An 18,362-nucleotide genomic window follows, 5' to 3' on the forward strand; every position below is an offset into this window, starting at 1 on the left:
CTTCTCACGCCTCCACCGCAAACAGTTCCCGCTCCAGCCCCTGGCAGATGCCGATGAATGCCTTCAGATCGCCCTCGTCAAACATCGGCATCGGTGCAGTACTCCCAAAATTCGTAAATGGAGCAAGGAAGAGATCGTCCATTTCTATACGCTTTTTCCGCATAAATACGGTCTGAATCGTCCTGATGAAGTGTAGCTGGTCGGCGTTGTAGTGCTTGCTGTTCTCGATCATATAGGTCTGGAACGCCTCCTCGATCATCTTCTTCGGATCTGGGGCTTCATAGAGACCGAAGAGCGACCGGATGAACTCTACAAGCGAGCCGTACGGGTGGCGTGGCGATGTCTGCAACATCTCTTCGGTTACATTCACGCCTGCCTCAGAGAGCGCCTCTTCGAGATCAGAGAGATCGGCTTCGGTGATCGCTTCATCATGGAGGATCTTCTGGATAACCGGGCTATGATCCGCAAGCTCCGTCACCCGCCTCTCAACTTTATCCTTAAACGCCACCACATATTCGGGTGCATCCTCTTTAAACGCCCAGAGTGTTCTTTGCTCAATAATATCGCCCATGTCGATGACAATCGGATCGTACGCCTCCTTTGTCATATACTTCATGAGCGGGGCGATCTCCTCCACAAGCCCGATTGCGTCCTCAAACGACAAACCCTTCCAGAAGGCATGAGTCAGCACCTCATCAAGCCGCTCCTCCTTCTCTCTTACGAGATTGAGCGTGCGGGGGAGGTGATCAACCATCTCCCCGATCTCAGGCTTCAGCCGTTCGATCTCTTTCCCGTTACCCTCCAGCACTGCGAGTGCCAGCCGTTCTGCCTTGACTGTGAATGATGCCTCTTTGAGGTTAATGCCAGTCTGGAAGCGCATAAGAGGCAGGATTGTACTCTTCAGGTACTCAAGCGGGTCAAGCCCGACATTATCCCAGAGCTTTGGTGAAAGAGCTTTGGCGATCTCCTGCTCATGTTCCCTGACACTCACCGAATCCATTGGAAGCGAGCGGATATCTTCTTCTATCCGTTCCCGGACAAGCGCTGACCTCTCCCCATCGCCCTGCTTCAGGAGTTGTTCCAGCTGCTTCAGACGAAGGAAGAAGATACGGCTCGTGATGGCTTCTGTCGGCTCATTCTTCACCCCTTCGGGGTTCATATTCCAGTATTCGAAGTTATTCCAGAAGTCAAAGACCTTGAAGAATTCCTTATGCCCGTCCGGCAGCCACTCCCGGTGTTTGCATGCGGCATCTGATCGTGTGCCGCGTCCAAGCATCTGCCAGAACTTGATCTTTGAGAATACAGGCTTTGTGAAGACGAGGTTGCATACTTCAGGAACATCAATGCCGGTATCAAGCATATCAACCGAGATCGCCACACGGGGAAAAGACTCATGCTCGAATTCACGGATGAGCGCATCGGCACGGGGATCGTCTGATACGATGAGCCGTGCCAGCCGTCCTTTGTATTCGGGATAGAGGTCGTCGAATGCCTCATGCAGCCGTCGGGCGTGCCTCTTGGAGATGGCGAAGAAAATCGACTTTGCCGGGAGCGTTCCAGCCTGATCCATCAGGCAGCCCTCCATGAATTCCCGTACTATCGCTTCAGATGTTCCTTTGACGGCAACCTTCTTCTCAAGCTCCGTCCCTTCGAAGTTGATCTCGTCCGGGTCGATGCCCTTCTCTATCAGCCTATTACGCTCACTCTCCGTAAGATCGGACGGTCGGAGACCCTCGATCTGAAAGTGCGTCTGCGCTCCGAGAATGCTTTTACGGAAGTCAACAATTACACCGTCTCTCACCGCATCGTCGTATGAATAGAGAGCAGTTGGCATATTGTCATCGCAATGGAAGAAACGGAAGGTATCACGGTCAACCAGCTCGGCAGGTGTCGCCGTCAGCCCGATCTGTATGGCATCAAGATAGGTGAAGACATCACGCCACTTGTTGTAGATGCTCCGGTGCGCCTCGTCAGAGAAGACCAGGTCGAACTCGCCGGGGGAGAGGATATATTGGCCTCGCTCGTCTTTCTGAGTATATATCTCCTGGAATGTCTGGATGGTGGAGACATACAGCCGCTTCTCTTTGTTGAATCTGCCATGCAGGATCTTATCCTTTGCCTCATGGGGAAAGAACTCAAGGAGACCTTTATTCCACGCCAGGTTGCGGAGTGCTTTCCGGTCGGCAAGGAAGAGCACCTTCTGGATACGGTTATCCCGCAGGAGGGCATCGATGATCGCCATTGCCACACGGGTCTTGCCTGTTCCGGTCGCCATGACGATCAGACCCTTTCGATGGCCTTTGCGAAGATGCTCAAGCACCCGCTTGACATTCTCGATGCTCTTTGAGCGGTCGACGATCCGGGTGTCGATCTCGATTGTCCGTGTGGGATCTATCGTATCGTTCTGGAAACGGAGCCGCTCAAGATCTTTCTGCGCGTAGAAGCCTTTCAGCAATCTGAGCGGGTAACGCTCCCGATCCCAGAACCATATCTCATAGCCGTTGGAGAGGAAGATGAAGACATCCCTGCCTGTCTGCCGCTTGATGTCATCTGCGTATTGCTCAGCCTGCTTCTGCCCTATGAGCGGATCTTTGAGTGTCCGTTTTGCTTCGATGATCGCAAGAGGAGCACCCAGACTATCGAGCAGGAGGTAATCGACATACGTGCTCTCCAGATCGTTCTTCAGGGTCTCGGCAACGGTCTTATAGGAGCGTGCAAGAAAGTCGGACTGCTTGGTATCGACTTCTGGAATGACAGACGCCCGGCTTAAAACATCCCACCCCTGCTCCCGGAGGTAGACGTCTATTTTCTCCTTTCGCGTCTGAAATTCGTTTAAATCCATAGAGCACTTCTCATCGGAGAATTGAAAGGTAACGAACCCTATTCAATAGTTACTCAAAACGGAACTCTACATAAGGCTTGTGATATCGATTTGGCAGGTAGATCGCTCCAGAAGTCTTTGTAGTATTCTCCTCTGTAAATAAGAGTAACCCCTAACAGTCCCAAAGGAGAGCATTGAATAGAAAGGATCTGTTGAGAGAGGGCTGGTTTTATTTATAAAGCCCAAAAATATATTGTATTAGAAAATCCCATTGAGTGATTTCTTTGTTTACTGAAGAGGAGAGAATTGGGGAGAAAAGAACATTCTCCAGAATTCTCGTAGAAATTCGACAGAAAACCTGCAAAAATTGGCGAGAATTCGTTATAAATGTAGGACGTGAGATACTAATTTGGCTATCTCTTTGTGCCTTCATATTGGCAATATATTACTGTTTCTTTATTTTCCAAGTGTTAAGCAGTTTGATGTTATTGATAATCTCAATAGTGGCGGGATTATGTTTGGTAACATACCTCTATTTTAAAAAAAATCAAAAAGCTCTCAAAATAGCATATATTTTCATCATCTCAGTTTGGCTTATCCTGCAAGTATCAATTATCGTTAACATCGAATACCAATATCAGAATGCCATTGGTGATTACCAGAGTGAATACGCCGATGCGATCAATACAGAAAAAAATACACCATTAAATGCTTCATGGCTTCTTACAGAAAAATACTATGATGGAATGCATAATACGTATGGTCAAAAAACATTACTGCCAAATCGAGCAATGGTAGACACACCCATAAGAGCTATGCTGTTGGGGGCAAATCCACTTCTTCTGATCTATTTCTGCGATTTTAATTCTCAAAACAAACTGGTTTTCCTCCAGAAGACAGGTAATTGTGGTGAATTTGCAGGAGCAACTGCCTTAATGATTAGAGATGTGACTGGCATGAATACCAGAATAATTGAGATGGAAGGCGCCGATCACGCACTCCCGGAAATATACTATGAAGATGCTTGGTGGGTATTTGATAAAACTTACACTACATCCTATAGCCCGATTAAGGCACGAGATTATGCCTCACATTTGAGTGACACAAATTTTGATTTATATCTCTCCATTGCAGATCTGAAGGAGATTAAGCAAGGAGAGTCTACCTTGATTGAGCACGGATTCAACGCTTCAAATGTGACAATTTCAGCTCTTTTTGATACAATCAACGATTCAGAGCCGAATACTCCTCTGGCAAATACTAATATCGAGGTATACACGACAAAGTATCGAAGAGATCCATTGGTTTACGTAGGCACAACCGACATCAATGGCGAATGTAACCTGGTTTTAAATGTCGAGAAAGAATATGTGATTATAGGCAATAATGGCGTTCATAAAGGAATTAAAATAATAAGTTTAGCGCCGTTAGAAAGCGAATCGATAATTCTTCTTCTATATTGAGAATAATAGAATATTAATAATTTAATTAAGTTATAGATATCAAGGAGTCAACTCAACTTCACAGTGGATTATACACAAAACCCAACTATCCCCTGACCGCCGCCACAACAGCCGGCGATCGTGCCCCGTTCTTCAGGTAGATGACGCCGCACTTCTTTGACCTGTTGAGGAGCTTTTTCAGATCGCCGTCATCGATCTCGATCCCATCGTGGCCGCTTCTGTAGACAATCCGGTATCCAAGCTCCACAAGCCGGTCAGTGACCCATGCCGGGTCTTCTGCAAAGAGGAAGGGGTGGATCTCGACGATGATCGCACGGGGGCGGATTGCCATCGATCTGAGTATCTCCACTTCAGATCCTTCGCAATCAAGTTCAAGAATATCGCAGTCCGGGATCTCATTCGGTGCAACATGGGCCGCAGTCGCAAAATCCCCGCCATACACATCGATATGCGGGCCGACGACCGCGTGGTGGATGGTACAGATCCCGCTGATGCCTTCCCGTGCACAGAGCGTGGTGAGCCTGCCGGCGGCCCGGTCTCCCCCTTCGTAGACCTGCACAGATCCGGATCTCCCCACCTTCTTTGCCGCAGTGACCGCTGTTACACCGTCTCCTCCACCGATGATAACAACCCGGTCACCGGTTTGTGTGAGCCGTTGATGGGCGTCGGCTATCCCCTTTTCAGAGAGGCCGTTTGCGGAGACATACCGGCAGGCACCGAAGAAGAGATCGACAAAATCATTATACTTATAGATTGTGTGTGCGTACCGTAACAGACTCATACCGGAGTTCTCCTGACAGTCCGGTTGCGCCATCCAGCCTGATTCCTGTCCGGGGCGCACCGGCAACAGTTGTGGCTTTTATATACACCGTACAGACGTATCACATTTCCGCTTTCGAGCGTGATCGCATACCCCGGACAGAATATTCCGATGGGGGAGGCCTGCCCTTAAGCTTGCCCTCAATTATGCGAAGGTTGCGCAGACAGAGATTGGGGATGCCTTCTCATCCGTTACCTTCAAGTGCATGAAAGAGGGAAGAGAGGATAACGGAGAGGGAGAGACAGAATTGCCCGCTCCGGATATCTGCACCCAGAAGGTGCATCTCCATACCAGGAGAAATACAGGAGGAAGAACAGAATGGAAGGAGAAGCAAAGTACTCGTTACCGGACCTGCCCTATGCAGCAGATGCACTTGAGCCGTATATCTCAAAGGAACAGCTCACCATACACCATGACAAGCACCACATGGCATATGTAAACGGCGCCAATGCCAACCTTGCCGCACTGGATGATGGGAGGAAGAAGGGAACAGACCCCAACATGAAACCGGTCCTAAAAGATCTCTCATGGAACTTCGGGGGCCACTATCTCCACTCGCTCTTCTGGGCAAACCTGGCTCCCGCCGGAAAAGGCGGCGGAGGGGAGCCGACAGGGGCGGCAGCTGAAAAGATCAAAACCGGCTTTGGCAGCTTTGCACGGTTCAAGGCAGAATTCACCCAGGCAGCAGCCAGTGTCGAAGGATCAGGATGGGCAGCCCTCATCGAATGCCCGCTCACAAAGAGCCTCCAGATCATGCAGGTTGAGAAGCACAACACCAATGTCTTCCCGGCATGCAAGGTGCTGATGGTGCTTGATCTCTTTGAGCATGCCTACTATATCGATTACAAAAATGATCGCGGGGCATTCATCGGTGCCTTCTGGAATATCGTGAACTGGGACGAGGTAAACCGGAGACTCTGATTGTTCGGAACAACTACCGGATAGGTGGATGGAAAGGCATTGTACCATTCACCCTTTTATGGACGGGGCGCCAACGATCTTTCTGATGAAAGGAAAGACCAGATTTTTCATATGCCTGCTTGGTCTGCTGGCAGCATTCCTGCTCATCGCAGGCTGCACGGGAGCGGCACCAACAGCAGGTGACGGCGATACCGTAAAGGTTAATTTTATTGCCTCTTCGCTATTTCATGTGGGTAGTTTGAAATCCAGCTTCCCCAGTTTCAAGTAGATTGTGGCCATCAGATACTTCGTTGATCGATATCCCCTTGCAGCTGTTTTTGCTGACTGAATCAAGCTATTTAACCCCTCCAAAAGACCGTTCGTTACGCGATATCTGAAATAATTCACAATACCATTCCAGTGACTCTTCAACGTTTTTGCAACCTTAATCATCGGGTCTAACTTACTGTGGGTTGCCCAGAAATACCAACGTTTGAAGTAGGCTTCTGCAGATTCCTGACTATCAAGTGACCAAAGCATTTGAAGCGAGAGTTTCAGATTATAGGCTCGTGATGTCTTGAGATTCATATCTTTTAAAGAACCAAGCTGTTTTTGTTGTTTTACAGTCAGATTATGCGGATTCTTCAGCCAGATGTATCTGGTCTTCTTCAATGCTTTATTGGTCCCTTGTTCTTCACGTCGTACGTCATCCAAGCCACTGTTCACCAACTTCATGATATGGAATTTATCGTAGATTATTGCAGAATTCGGGAAATTCGTTCGTATTCCCTTGATATAGGCAGGTGACATGTCACAACAGATGCTCTCAATCATTTCAGGATCACCATGATGAGCAACAAAGTCCAGGTAAAATGATGTGAGAGCATCTGAACTCCGACCTTCACACACATGGATGATCTTTGATTGGTCAAGATCCGCAACTACAGTGATGTACTTATGACCTTTTGCACTGGACTTATCATCAATTCCAATGGATACTATATCAGAGAAATCCTCGTCCTTTCGAGCTTCTTGAACATAATAGTGGATAACACGCCATATTCGTGTATCATGTTCATCGATCAGTTCAGCAACGTTTGCAACAGGCATATCCTCAGCCATGAGCAGGATCATCGCATCCATCAGAAGCGTAAAGCCACTCTGCTTCCTGGCCCAGGGAACGTGTACCTGGTGGACTCCACACGATTCACAGATCACTCGAGGTACGCGGCAATGGAGATACGTCTTGTTTTGAAAGAAGTTGAGATGACGCCAGATCTTTTCATTGGTATCATGAACCGGCTTTCCTCCGGAACCACACTTAGGACAGTCGAATTTTGAACCGGTGACAAAGTCTATCCAGATATCCAATCTTCGTTCATTTTTGTCAAATTCCACCCGTTTGACCATCCATGGTTCCTGAATATTCAGAGCCAGAGTGAACAGTTCCTCGTGCATGATTCAAACCCCGATTAGCAAATTGTTGAATCAAACCCTATTTAAAACCCACACTGATTAGCGAAGAGCCATTTTATTGGAACCCTCTCCAACGGAACCATCTTCTCAAGCTCTGCCGTGGGAGAGCCGCATGAGTTTACACTTGGAACCGGTCAGGTCATAACCGGCTTTAATAATGCTGTTTTGGGAATGGCTGTTGGTGAAGAGAAGACCGTGACAATCCCGGTCGAAGAGGCATATGGATAATTATGATGAGGATCTGATCCTGGTTGTTCCAAGGGAGATGGTGCCGGACGAGATCGCAGTTGTCGGTACATCCCTCTATCAGCCAAGGGGAACAATCATCCATGTTGACGATGAGGTCGTTATGATCGACCAGAACCACCGCCTTGTAGGAGAGGATCTGACGTTTACCATCACCCTCGTTGAGATCCTCTGAGCCACAATACTCACTTTTTTTCTCATCCAATTTCAAACAAAAACAGAAAATAATCAACCAGAGAGTTTTTTTGAGAGAGAACTACCCATCCGAACCTTCAGGTAAAGGTGTATGACAATGAGGGGATCAGAACTTTTATAAAGGTAAACTCATACCAGAGAATACGATCTCATAGGAGTATAACTATGAATTCACCACTTTCTGAACAGGGAAGGATAAGGAGAATCCATAAAGAACTTATTACATTCATAGGCATCACTTTTTTTCTCACATATGCCTACAATCTCTGGCTTATCCTTGCATTTGGGACAATCAATAATGTTCCACCCTACAGCACCCTCGTCCAGATGATGATACCTGCATTGGTGGCAATATTCTGTATCTGTATCTTCCGGGATCAAACCCTTTCGCCATCTGTAAAGCTGTTTTTTGCACTCGTCTTTATCAATGCCGCAGTATTTCTCTGGGAGATGGGCATATCACCGATCTTAGCGGTTACACTCTTTGAACTGCCGATCTACCGGTTCATGCCCACCCTCTCCATTATTGTTTCATCCATCAGCGTCCTGATTCTGATTGCAATGAACCTCGTACAAAAGAGTCGGGAAGAGCTCTACCCCGCCGGACTATCCTTCGGACACGGCCCGAAATGGTACGGCATCATTCCCGTCCTCTTCGGGATGCTCTTTTTTGCAGTCTATTTCCTGAATCATATCTCCAATTCCGGGGATCCCATTTTGGAATTCAGCCTCGAGGCGTTTACCACAGCCCTTTGTATTAATTTATTCATCGGTTTTCTGGTAGGATGGCAGTTCTACTTCGGTGAAGAGTATGGATGGAGAATCTACTTGCAGGATCGACTATTTACTATCCTCGGAGGATTGAAGGGAGTGATAGTGATCGGGATAATCTGGGGCCTATGGCACAGCGGCTTGATCCTGATGGGGATGAACTATCCTGGCCAGCCAATACTCGGTAATAGTATAATGATTCTCTTCGCAATCGTGATGGGAGTTTTCTATTCCATTGCAGTCCTGAAAACAGGGAGTGTCTGGATTGCAGTCATACTGCACCTGATCACGGATACCATGGAGCCACTTGCATGGCTGTATCTCTCGTATCCGTCAGATATGATAAACTCGTTTGGAACGGGAATATACGGAGTTGCCATTCTCGGCATCATAGCGATCTTCCTCCTTCTCAGGCTCGACATCTGGGAAAAAGCCAGTACTCTTGTAGCTAAAAGGCTGTCTGGGCAAAATTATGAGCACAAACACGCTCACACGGGAGCAAAGGACGTTTAGAAGCTTCAGTTGATCCGGGAATCAGAAGAACCATATCAGACGGAGTCTATCAATAGTACACGAAAGTTTCAGGAGGCATAAACCATGGATACCATAATCGAGGAAGGCTTTACCCGTCTCACCGAGACGATAGCGGAGCTTGGAGAGAGGAGAGGGACACTGGAAACAGAGATACTCTCAGATCTCTCAGGACTTCTTGAGAAGATGGCAAGCCTCGCAACCCCGCTTGTCGGAACTCTTGGAAACCAGTTCCTTGAGAGGAGCAAGCAGGATGCAAAGGGTGAGCTCTATGACACTGTGCATTATGAGAAGAAGATGATCGTCATCGGCCGGGCGGAAGAGCCGGTACACTACCGGCCCGATGATCCGAAGAAGTCGGTGCAGAAACAGTTCTGCCTCCTCACCGAGGATGGGGTCCTTGCAGAACTCATGTATTCTGATGACGGGTTCATCATCGACAGCTACCTAAACCTGCTCACACCCGGAGAAGCAATCGATCTCTATGGGCCTGAGCTGCTCTTCATGCTCTACCGGGCACTCCACGACTATGGAAACCTGCAGGAAGAGCTGGTTGTGGCACTTGACACAACACTCGCCTTCATCCAGCAAAAAGAAGAATAATTTCCCTTATTTTTTCCATCCAAAGATCGGGAACATCGGTTTGAGGGGATCATATGCTGCTCCGTCAACACTTGAGATCGGATATGAGTTCTCAATAACCGAGTCGCTCTCCACAGGTGAATACCTGACAACCACCTTCGCCTGCTGAATCATCTTTTCGAGCGTGAAGATCTCCTCTTCATCAGGCTGGATCTCTTTGAAATCAAATTCGATATCAAGCGGAACAAGTGCGACATGGATCTTTCTGGCGGGTGCGGTCCCGATATTTCGAACGATTATTGACTTTGCATCTTCAGACAGCGAGCAGACAACATGAGGCAGGTATGCCGCATCCTGCATGATCCAGAGCATCATATACACGACGCCAACAACAACTGCAACACCAAGAGCGAGGAAGATATCAATGAATGCAGACGCAATACAGGCGATCGCACCGATGATGATGAGTAGAGATTGCCGCGAATCCATAGAGACATTCTATGCTCAGAGAATATAAGCAATAGCAATTCGATCGAACAAGAAAAAGAAAAGTGGGCCCGATGCGATTCGAACGCATGACCTCTCGGTTATCAGCCGAGCGCACCACCGGGCTATGCTACGGGCCCAGATGTTACCTTAATACATTCTCAGTTACTGCATTTATAGATTGTCAATTTCCTTCTGCCGGGCTTCGGAAGATCACACCCCCCGGGATTGAGGTTCCGGTACATTTCCGAACGTTTTGTTATTTATGGTGAGAGGACGACACATGTACCATTAAGCGAGCCGGAGGAAGACATGGAACGAAAATATCTCCTCGGAAACCTTGCAATCGCACACGCATGCAGGGAAGCGGGCGTTGATTTTGTCAGCGGTTATCCGGGAACACCATCATCTGAAGTCATTGAAAGCCTGAGAACGGTAGCAGATGAGATCCCCCACCTGGAATGGTCGGTAAATGAGAAGGTCGCATTCGAGAATGCCCTTGGAGCTGCCTGGTGCGGGTGCCGCGCCCTTGTGACGATGAAGCATGTCGGCGTCAATGTTGCAGCTGATCCCCTGATGACGAGCAGCTACACAGGCGTCACCGGCGGCTTTGTGCTGCTGGCAGCAGACGATCCCTTTGCCCACAGCTCACAGAACGAACAGGATTCGCGGATCTATGCAGGATTTGCAAAGATTCCCTGTATCGACCCCTCGGGGATACAGGAGGCGCATGACGGGATGAAGCGGGCATTTGGCCTCTCCGAAGAGTTCGGCCTTCCCGTGATGGTCCGCCCCACCACCCGGATCTGCCACAGCAAGGGCGATATCGCACTCGGTGAGCTGGCAACCGAACACCGTGTCGGAACATTCACCAAAAATCCAAGGCAGTATGTCGTCATCCCCGCACATACCCGGATCCTGCACAGGCTTTTGAATGAGAAACAGCCCGGCATAAAGAAGCGGCTCATCGAAGAGGGCTTCAATACACAGATCATCCGGGGCACAAAAGCAGTGATCGCCGGCGGGATCAGTGCCGCCTATGCCCGTGAAGTCGTCCCGGATGATGTCTCAATCGCCACAATCGGGGCATATCCGATTGATGAAGAATGGCTCAGGGCATTCGTCTCCGCTCATACCGAGATCCTGGTGATCGAGGAGATGATGCCTGTTATTGAAGGAGCTGTCCTCGAAGTTGCCTGCGACCAGGCGATCTATGGCAAGAAGAACGGCTATCTCCCCTATGAGGGCGAATTCTCCCCGGCAGTCATCGCAGGTGCGCTGAAGAAGGCCGGATTTATCAGCGGCGAGCTCTATCCTGCTGTCACCCCGGCAGAGAACCTCCCGGTAAGGCCCCCTATCCTCTGTGCAGGCTGTATGCACCGATCCACCTTCTATTCGATGAAGAAGGTCTTCAAAGACGGGATCTTTCCAAGCGATATCGGGTGCTATACGCTCGGCCTCCAGCTCGGCGCAGTCGATACCACCATCTGCATGGGCGCATCCATCACCGTTGCAAGCGGGATCAATCTCTGTGGAGAGGAGCGCGATGTGGTCTGCACCATCGGTGACTCGACCTTCCTCCATACAGGCGTAAACGGGCTCATCAACGCAGTCTATAATGGTGCGGATATGGTCGTGGTCATCCTGGACAACCGGATCACCGCGATGACCGGACACCAGCCAAACCCGAATACCGGAAAGACTGCATGCGGCGTGGACAGCCCCCCGCTCTCACTTGAAGCACTCTGCCGCTCCTGCGGCGTATCATTTGTCGAGACGGTCGATCCCTATGATCTCACGCTCCTGCTCGATACGATGAAGAAGGCAAAAGAGGAGAAGGGCGTCCGGGTGATCATCGCCCGCCAGCCCTGCATCATCGTTGCCAAACGCGAAGGGATGAAACGCCGCCGCTTCATGGTGGAGACCGAGACCTGCACCGGCTGCCAGCTCTGCGTCAAATACGGATGCCCGGCAATCGAGTTCCATGATGAGAAGGCATCCATAAACGACCTCTGCAGCGGATGTGCGGTCTGTGCCGACATCTGTCCTGCGGGTGCGATCCGGCGGGAGGTGAAGAGATGAAGACGGGTTTTGACATCATGATCGTCGGCATCGGCGGCCAGGGGACGATCCTCGCCTCAAACGTACTCGGGGAGGCATGCCTTGTCGAGGGACGGAGCGTTCGGGGAGCAGAGACGCATGGCATGGCCCAGAGAGGCGGCTCGGTCGAGAGCCAGATCCGGATCGACTGCGGGTTCGGCCCGCTCATCGTACCGGGAACAGCAGATCTTCTGATCGCCTTTGATCTTCTGGAAGCGGTCAGGTACCGGCATTTCCTGAAAGAGGGTGGAGAGATGATCGTGAACAACCAGCTCGTCCTCCCGACATCCACCTTCACCTCAGGGCAGGCACCACCCACAGAGGACGACATCATCGGCATGCTGAAGGGATGGAAGGTATCAATTGTTGACGCAACCGCGATTGCAACCGCGGCAGGAAGCCCTCTGGCTGCAAATATCGCCCTTCTCGGTGCAGCATCCCACACCATCCCCCTCGGCCTTGAATCGCTCCTTGAAGGGGTCAGGCGGTGTGTTCCGAAGAAGACGATCCCGATCAATGAGAAGGCATTCCTGGATGGCAGGGCAGAAGTAGCTCCCTGAAAACCCTTTTTTTTACAGAAATAATAGCATTCAAGCGCTCTTTTCACCGAAATATTTATCAACCCATTCTTTCCTAACGGGGATGAAAGAGGAGTTGATCGATAATGCCATACAAAAACATTGATGAGTTACCAGATTCTGTAAAAGATAATCTCCCCAATCATGCTCAGGAGATATATATGGCGGCTTTTAACAACGCATGGGACGAATATCGCGACCCTGAGAAAAGGCGGAATGATGCATCCCGTGAAGAAACTGCGCATCGGGTTGCCTGGGCTGCTGTAAAGAACAAATATGAGAAAGACGAAGAAACAGGTAACTGGAAGAAAAAAAGCGATTGAAAACCCATTTTTAAAAAATAAAGAGAGAAAACGAATGGACCCGGCGGGATTTGAACCCGCGGCCTCTACGTTGCGAACGTAGCGATCTACCCCTGATCTACGAGCCCCTGGCAAAAAAATTAGAGAATTATCTCTATATCTAACTTCTCTGCCAGTTCCTTATATCTGTTCCGAATCGTGACCTCGGTGACGCCCGCAACCTCGGCAACCTCACGCTGGGTCCGCCGCTCGCCCGAGAGGATCGAGCTGATATAGATGGCGGCAGCCGCAACACCGGTCGGCCCCCGTCCGCTCGTCAGTTCACGCTCTCCTGCCTGCCTGAGGATCTCAACGGCACGGCTCTGCACCTCACCCTTCAGGGTCAGGCCCGAGCAGAATCTCGGCACATAGTCGATCGGGGAGGTAGGGAGGAGCTTGAGACCGAGTTCACGGGAGATGAACCGGTATGTCCTGCCGATCTCTTTCCTCGATACACGGGATACCTCGGCAATCTCGTCAAGGGTACGTGGCACACTGCACTGGCGGCAGGCTGCATAGAGGGCTGCTGCTGCAACACCTTCTATTGAACGGCCACGGATCAGGTTCTTGTCAACAGCATCACGGTAGACGACCGCTGCGGTTTCACGGACGTTTCGTGGAAGACCGAGGGCAGATGCCATCCTGTCAAGTTCGGAGAGGGCGAATGCGAGGTTCCGCTCGGTTGCATTCGAGACACGGATACGCCGCTGCCATTTCCTGAGACGGTACAGCTGTGCACGGTTCTTCGAGGAGATGGCACGGCCGTAGCTGTCACGGTTCCTCCAGTCGATCATCGTCGAAAGACCCTTGTCGTGGATGGTAAAGGTCATCGGTGCACCGACACGGGAACGCTTCATCCGCTGGTCATGGTCAAATGCACGCCATTCGGGACCACGGTCGATGAAGTCGTCATCAAGCACAAGCCCGCATCCCTGGCAGACGAGTTCGGCCCGCTCATAATCGTGGATGAGCTGCCTGCCTCCACACTCGGGGCAGACCGTCTGGATATGCTCCTCGTGCTTCTGCTTCTCGACAACCACCTCTTTCTGGCGTAATTTCTGTGCTTCTCTCTCGGATTTTAGCTGTTTTAACTTCTCTATCTCCTGCATTTGTTCACCTTCTCCTTCACAAAGAGCTTCTCCCCTTCCAGGACACGACAATCGTTCTGGCATACAATCGTCGCATAGGGAGCAGCAATATTTCCAAATAAATCAACGATCCGCCCAACCGGTTTCATACGGCTGTCCACCACATCACAGAAGAGGGGGGGCAGCTGTCCCGCGTCACACGTGGCAACCAGAAGACGATCACTACAATTACGATGTATCCGACCTGCAAATTTCAAGTTTCAGCCTCAAACGGGAGATCCGAATACAATTCGGAACCTTTATATAATTATATATGAGTTGCCAATACCATATAAAAGTATCGACAACCTATAAAAGTCAGAAGCGGTGGAATATACTTCTCTCGGGGCTGAGCACCCGGAGAGCCTCCTCTTCGGTAAGACCCGCACCACGGGCAACAAGCCACCTGCTTTCCTTATTGAGGAGATCACGCGGTTCATGGGCATCAGACTGTACGATCAGTTCGCAGCCGAGCTCGCGTCCTACCATAACGACATGGCCATTTGTCCTGTTATGCCCGTTCCTTGACGTGATCTCAAGATATACCCCGTGATCTGCTGCAATCTGTGCATCTTCACGAGAGATCAGGCCGGGATGTGCAAGAATATCAACATCCGGGCAGGAGACCGCTGCGTGATTTGTTCCCGGAGCCACCGGCTCGACGACCGTCTCACCATGCACAAGAACGACATCTGCCCCCATCTCCTTTGCCTCACGCGCAATTCCCGTGATCTCTTCCGGAGGCACATGGGTGATCTCAACGCCACAGAGGAGATTGACATCAAAGAGCGACGCAGACTTCTTCAGGCGGTTGACAGCACCGATCACCTCCAGAAGGTTGGTCGCATCGACGTGATCCGAGATGGCAACAGTTGAATAGCCAAGAACCGCCATCCTCCGGACCATCTCGATGGGAAGCATATCGCCGTCAGAGAGGGTGCTGTGGCAGTGGAAATCGTACATGCCGATCATGATTTCTCCACCATTTTTTGTGCAACCTTTTTGATCAGCGATTCCTTGCTCCCTTTCCACTCAAGGACAACACGGCCTTCTCTCCTGAACCAGTGTGCAGGGTGGGAGTTTGGCTCAATCACAACATTGGTGGCACCAGTTCTCCGGGCGGCACGCTCAATATCCTGGATTTTTGGAGACTTCAGTGCATGCTCACGATCAACTCTTCTCCCTTCGGCACGTGTCAGGGAGTGGTTGAAGTAACAGGGGTACAGGATCCGGCGCGTTCCCATACCTACTAGATTCGCGATGAACCTATAAACAGATCACGCCAAGTACCTCTATGCATCATATCGACATCCATATGGAGAAAGATATTTTTGATGGGAATACCCGTCTTGCCGGGGCAAATGCACGCCACCTCAAAGACCACGGCATCAGGGCCTTTGATCTCCTCGGAGCCATTGGCTCCGGAAAGACCGCGCTCATTGAGAAGCTGGTGCCGCTTCTGCGTGCGCGTGGACTCTCGCCGGGAGCCATTGCAGGCGATGTCTATGGCGATGACGATTTTCAGCGGATTGTGAAGACCGGCATCCCGGCATATAATGCAAATACCGGAAAAGAATGCCATCTGGACGCGCATCTTGTCGAACATGGCCTTCAACATCTCCCCCTTGACGATATCGACATCCTCTTCATCGAGAATGTGGGGAACATGGTCTGCCCGACAGACTTCCAGCTCGGTGCAGAGAAGAGGATCATCGTCATCAGCTCAACAGAAGGCGATGATGTCGTCAACAAGCATCCGATGATGTTTCGGGGTGGCGACATAGCAGTCATCAACAAAGTCGATCTTGCGCCGCTTGTGGGATCCAACCTTGATAGGATGGAAGCGGACATCCGAAAATACAACCCGGAAATGCCAATATTCCGGACAAACCTGAAGACCGGCGATGGTACGGAGGCACTCCTCGATGCCATCCTTGCTGAATAGCCGGTCACAGAAGAACCCAAACTTAAATATCTCGTAAAGTGATATATAGAGAACTCCACTTGGGAAAACCCATACGCGAGATACTATCAGATACGAGGAGAATCAATGCTCTGGCAAGGAAGATCAGTTCGAAAACCATCTGGCGGACGTTACCATTCCGCACAAGGTAAGAAGCGTTTTGAGATCGGAAGATCTCCGGCAGACACCGTCGTCGGAACCACCCGCATCCGCATCATCCGCACCCGTGGCGGCAACAGCAAGGTACGGGCACTCCGTGCAGAATTCGCTTCTGTCTCAGACAGAAAGACAGGAATTACAAAGAAGGTCGCCATTGAGAAGGTCGAGTCAAATGCCGCAAACCCGAACTATGTCCGGAGAAATCTTCTCACGAAAGGCGCGATCATAAAGACAGAGATCGGGCGCGCCCAGATCATCTCCCGCCCAAGCCAGGACGGAACAGTCAACGCCGTTCTGATCGAATAATCCCATAATTTTCTTTTTTCATTCTCTTTTACGGGAGCTGTCAATCAACCGGAGATCCATCGATATGATCGGAGATCGGTATCCGGCGAAGGCTCATCTGCCATTTGGGGAGAGAGTTTAAGCCCTGTATCGTCCCATATACGAGTATTATGCGTCGTATCTCCTACCAGTTTCCAAACCGTTGTGATCTCGCCTTCGATCACGATGTTCCATTCTCCCGTGCAATCTCCTCGATATGCAGGATGGATGGAAAGCAGACGAATTTCAGGACTGACCTCGGCCTCTTCAAACGTGAGATAAAAGTTGAGATCGCCTCGGAGAAGACAGGCTTTGAACCTGTCAGAACAGACAACGAGTTCCTGAGAGGAATCAGTGAGCGGGCAGACTTCACGTTCAGGGTGAGAGACACCCTCTTAAAAGGTGACGGGCGGTATCCCGCAGCAGACTATACGTTCCTCCTCAGAATTGATGACAAGGGAGGCAGGATTGAATGCTTCATCGTCCATGAGGGGAGATCAGGCGAGATCGACTCACTGGATCTGAAGAACCTGCTGAAAGGTGCACTCAGTTGAGCCTCAAAACAGTCGTGGCAGCAGCCTTCAGGCATCTGAGAAAAGAGCGGCTTCAAAAGGTTGAGTTCATCTATTACATCTCAATCGACCGAAAATGGATGAATAAGGATCAGGCTGCGCTCCTTCTCGAACGGGCACGTGACGAGGGGCTGATCACCCTTGTGGAGGGTGCCTGGGTGCCTGCATTCGATCCCGCCGAAGTGGAGATCCCGCTTGGCTTCAAGCCTTCAGCCGGGGTGCTTGAAAAACATGATCCGGTTGAACGGCTCGTTGCTGAGATCGCACAGAAGGCAGGAGCCGATACAAAATCGATCTACGCCGAGATGAACAGGATCATTTCAGATTCGTTCCATGGCAACCTGATGCCTGAAGCGGCAGTCGTGATCCTTGCCCGGAGATACAAGGTACCTTCCGGGAAGTACAGAGCCGAACTCATCAGTCAGCTCATAGAAAATTCGCCAGAAAAAACAGGATAGAGAAGAGGCTTACTCTTCAGCCTTCTCTTCTTTTGGTTTAAAGATATCAGCAAGAGGAGTAGTTCCGTATTCGACGACCTTCACATTGATCTGGACAAAGTCCTGTGTGATCTCTGATCCGCGGACGGTCTTTCGTCTCCGCTCACCCTTCTTTGTCGGATTAAAGCCGATACCGCCTCCAATAAGGAGGTGGCGGCGGGAAGAGCCTGGAAGCCCCTTTCGTGCGGGAATTCCGGTTTTGTCACTGCCTCCGGTGATCTCAACGCGATACCCGGCAAGACCGATTGCGTTACCATCTATCTGGGCCGAAATTGCCTTTCCGATAAAGGCACCAGCAGCACCTCCACCAGCTACAGTATTGTAGGAGTGGCCGGTCTGTGGGTCTGATACAACAATTTTTAAATCAACCATGTATTGAAACAACTCCTCGTTCTATTTCGAAACCGAAG

The 18,362-nt window shown here is 50.3% G+C and carries 22 protein-coding genes and 2 tRNA genes; 13 read left to right on the forward strand and 11 right to left on the reverse strand.

Annotated features, from left to right (window positions below; genetic code table 11):
• Positions 1 to 4: 4 nt before the first annotated feature.
• Positions 5 to 2,842 (reverse strand): type I restriction endonuclease subunit R, encoded by a 2,838-nt coding sequence (locus ACYUBO_RS10055; RefSeq protein ID WP_460374055.1) that lies wholly within the window; start codon positions 2,840 to 2,842, stop codon positions 5 to 7.
• 497 nt (positions 2,843 to 3,339) lie between these two features.
• On the opposite strand from ACYUBO_RS10055, the gene ACYUBO_RS10060 reads away from it, so the two are divergent.
• Positions 3,340 to 4,284: a transglutaminase-like domain-containing protein gene (locus tag ACYUBO_RS10060; protein WP_460374058.1), complete on the forward strand. Its 945-nt coding sequence runs from the start codon at positions 3,340 to 3,342 to the stop codon at positions 4,282 to 4,284.
• Positions 4,285 to 4,369: 85 nt separating this feature from the next.
• Here ACYUBO_RS10060 and ACYUBO_RS10065 read toward each other — a convergent pair whose 3' ends face one another.
• Positions 4,370 to 5,065, reverse strand: a complete 696-nt coding sequence (locus ACYUBO_RS10065) for an FkbM family methyltransferase (RefSeq protein ID WP_460374061.1) — start codon at positions 5,063 to 5,065, stop codon at positions 4,370 to 4,372.
• A 357-nt stretch (positions 5,066 to 5,422) separates the two neighbouring features.
• On the opposite strand from ACYUBO_RS10065, the gene ACYUBO_RS10070 reads away from it, so the two are divergent.
• Positions 5,423 to 6,025, forward strand: coding sequence for a superoxide dismutase (locus tag ACYUBO_RS10070; protein WP_460374063.1), 603 nt, complete (start codon positions 5,423 to 5,425; stop codon positions 6,023 to 6,025).
• 225 nt (positions 6,026 to 6,250) lie between these two features.
• Here the strand turns inward: ACYUBO_RS10070 and ACYUBO_RS10075 are convergent, their stop codons facing one another.
• Positions 6,251 to 7,462: an ISL3 family transposase gene (locus ACYUBO_RS10075; RefSeq protein ID WP_460372181.1), complete on the reverse strand. Its 1,212-nt coding sequence runs from the start codon at positions 7,460 to 7,462 to the stop codon at positions 6,251 to 6,253.
• Between the two features lie 117 nt (positions 7,463 to 7,579).
• Here ACYUBO_RS10075 and ACYUBO_RS10080 point away from each other — a divergent pair, with 117 nt between their 5' ends.
• From ACYUBO_RS10080 to ACYUBO_RS10095, 4 genes are all read left to right on the forward strand, one after another.
• Positions 7,580 to 7,708: an FKBP-type peptidyl-prolyl cis-trans isomerase gene (locus ACYUBO_RS10080; RefSeq protein ID WP_460374066.1), complete on the forward strand. Its 129-nt coding sequence runs from the start codon at positions 7,580 to 7,582 to the stop codon at positions 7,706 to 7,708.
• The gene (locus ACYUBO_RS10085; RefSeq protein WP_460374069.1) at positions 7,701 to 7,901 is read left to right on the forward strand and encodes a peptidylprolyl isomerase; all 201 of its coding nucleotides are present in this window, start codon (positions 7,701 to 7,703) and stop codon (positions 7,899 to 7,901) included. The genes ACYUBO_RS10080 and ACYUBO_RS10085 overlap by 8 nt, the downstream gene beginning before the upstream one ends.
• Before the next feature lie 470 nt (positions 7,902 to 8,371).
• Positions 8,372 to 9,205, forward strand: coding sequence for a CPBP family intramembrane glutamic endopeptidase (locus ACYUBO_RS10090; RefSeq protein WP_460374072.1), 834 nt, complete (start codon positions 8,372 to 8,374; stop codon positions 9,203 to 9,205).
• Positions 9,206 to 9,289: 84 nt separating this feature from the next.
• The gene (locus tag ACYUBO_RS10095) at positions 9,290 to 9,826 is read left to right on the forward strand and encodes a hypothetical protein (protein WP_460374074.1); all 537 of its coding nucleotides are present in this window, start codon (positions 9,290 to 9,292) and stop codon (positions 9,824 to 9,826) included.
• A 6-nt stretch (positions 9,827 to 9,832) separates the two neighbouring features.
• Here ACYUBO_RS10095 and ACYUBO_RS10100 read toward each other — a convergent pair whose 3' ends face one another.
• Positions 9,833 to 10,294, reverse strand: coding sequence for a hypothetical protein (locus tag ACYUBO_RS10100; protein WP_300331238.1), 462 nt, complete (start codon positions 10,292 to 10,294; stop codon positions 9,833 to 9,835).
• Positions 10,295 to 10,357: 63 nt separating this feature from the next.
• A tRNA-Ile gene (locus ACYUBO_RS10105) sits at positions 10,358 to 10,431 on the reverse strand.
• 172 nt (positions 10,432 to 10,603) lie between these two features.
• On the opposite strand from ACYUBO_RS10105, the gene iorA reads away from it, so the two are divergent.
• The 3 genes from iorA to ACYUBO_RS10120 all read left to right on the forward strand — a co-directional run bounded on the left by iorA (position 10,604) and on the right by ACYUBO_RS10120 (position 13,292).
• The gene (gene iorA, locus ACYUBO_RS10110; protein WP_460374077.1) at positions 10,604 to 12,373 is read left to right on the forward strand and encodes an indolepyruvate ferredoxin oxidoreductase subunit alpha; all 1,770 of its coding nucleotides are present in this window, start codon (positions 10,604 to 10,606) and stop codon (positions 12,371 to 12,373) included.
• Entirely contained in the window at positions 12,370 to 12,951 is a 582-nt protein-coding gene (locus tag ACYUBO_RS10115) for an indolepyruvate oxidoreductase subunit beta (RefSeq protein ID WP_460374080.1), read from the forward strand. Before iorA ends, ACYUBO_RS10115 begins: the two co-directional genes overlap by 4 nt.
• Before the next feature lie 104 nt (positions 12,952 to 13,055).
• Complete coding sequence (locus ACYUBO_RS10120) at positions 13,056 to 13,292, forward strand: ChaB family protein (RefSeq protein WP_460374083.1); 237 nt, start codon at positions 13,056 to 13,058, stop codon at positions 13,290 to 13,292.
• A 35-nt stretch (positions 13,293 to 13,327) separates the two neighbouring features.
• On the opposite strand, the gene ACYUBO_RS10125 is transcribed toward ACYUBO_RS10120, so the two are convergent.
• The 5 genes from ACYUBO_RS10125 to ACYUBO_RS10145 form a co-directional block, all read right to left on the reverse strand.
• Positions 13,328 to 13,399: transfer RNA gene (locus ACYUBO_RS10125), tRNA-Ala, on the reverse strand.
• Positions 13,400 to 13,411: 12 nt separating this feature from the next.
• On the reverse strand, positions 13,412 to 14,419 hold the full coding sequence (locus tag ACYUBO_RS10130) for a transcription initiation factor IIB (RefSeq protein WP_292733884.1): 1,008 nt from the start codon (positions 14,417 to 14,419) through the stop codon (positions 13,412 to 13,414).
• Entirely contained in the window at positions 14,407 to 14,655 is a 249-nt protein-coding gene (locus tag ACYUBO_RS10135) for an H/ACA ribonucleoprotein complex subunit GAR1 (RefSeq protein ID WP_300329196.1), read from the reverse strand. The genes ACYUBO_RS10130 and ACYUBO_RS10135 overlap by 13 nt, the downstream gene beginning before the upstream one ends.
• A 100-nt stretch (positions 14,656 to 14,755) precedes the next feature.
• Entirely contained in the window at positions 14,756 to 15,409 is a 654-nt protein-coding gene (locus ACYUBO_RS10140) for a histidinol phosphate phosphatase domain-containing protein (protein ID WP_460374087.1), read from the reverse strand.
• The gene (locus ACYUBO_RS10145) at positions 15,406 to 15,681 is read right to left on the reverse strand and encodes a signal recognition particle subunit SRP19/SEC65 family protein (RefSeq protein WP_300329202.1); all 276 of its coding nucleotides are present in this window, start codon (positions 15,679 to 15,681) and stop codon (positions 15,406 to 15,408) included. The genes ACYUBO_RS10140 and ACYUBO_RS10145 overlap by 4 nt, the downstream gene beginning before the upstream one ends.
• Before the next feature lie 50 nt (positions 15,682 to 15,731).
• Here ACYUBO_RS10145 and hypB point away from each other — a divergent pair, with 50 nt between their 5' ends.
• The 4 genes from hypB to ACYUBO_RS10165 all read left to right on the forward strand — a co-directional run bounded on the left by hypB (position 15,732) and on the right by ACYUBO_RS10165 (position 17,913).
• Positions 15,732 to 16,382 (forward strand): hydrogenase nickel incorporation protein HypB, encoded by a 651-nt coding sequence (hypB, locus tag ACYUBO_RS10150; RefSeq protein WP_300329205.1) that lies wholly within the window; start codon positions 15,732 to 15,734, stop codon positions 16,380 to 16,382.
• 105 nt (positions 16,383 to 16,487) lie between these two features.
• Complete coding sequence (locus ACYUBO_RS10155) at positions 16,488 to 16,865, forward strand: 30S ribosomal protein S8e (protein ID WP_460374091.1); 378 nt, start codon at positions 16,488 to 16,490, stop codon at positions 16,863 to 16,865.
• Between the two features lie 149 nt (positions 16,866 to 17,014).
• Positions 17,015 to 17,437: a hypothetical protein gene (locus ACYUBO_RS10160; RefSeq protein WP_300329211.1), complete on the forward strand. Its 423-nt coding sequence runs from the start codon at positions 17,015 to 17,017 to the stop codon at positions 17,435 to 17,437.
• Positions 17,434 to 17,913, forward strand: coding sequence for a DUF2240 family protein (locus tag ACYUBO_RS10165; RefSeq protein ID WP_300329213.1), 480 nt, complete (start codon positions 17,434 to 17,436; stop codon positions 17,911 to 17,913). The genes ACYUBO_RS10160 and ACYUBO_RS10165 overlap by 4 nt, the downstream gene beginning before the upstream one ends.
• A gap of 9 nt (positions 17,914 to 17,922) precedes the next feature.
• Here the strand turns inward: ACYUBO_RS10165 and ACYUBO_RS10170 are convergent, their stop codons facing one another.
• A complete protein-coding gene (locus tag ACYUBO_RS10170) occupies positions 17,923 to 18,324 on the reverse strand; it encodes a 30S ribosomal protein S6e (RefSeq protein WP_300329216.1) in 402 nt (133 codons plus the stop codon).
• Positions 18,325 to 18,362 lie beyond the last annotated feature (38 nt).

Source organism: Methanocalculus sp. MC3, from assembly GCF_054767395.1.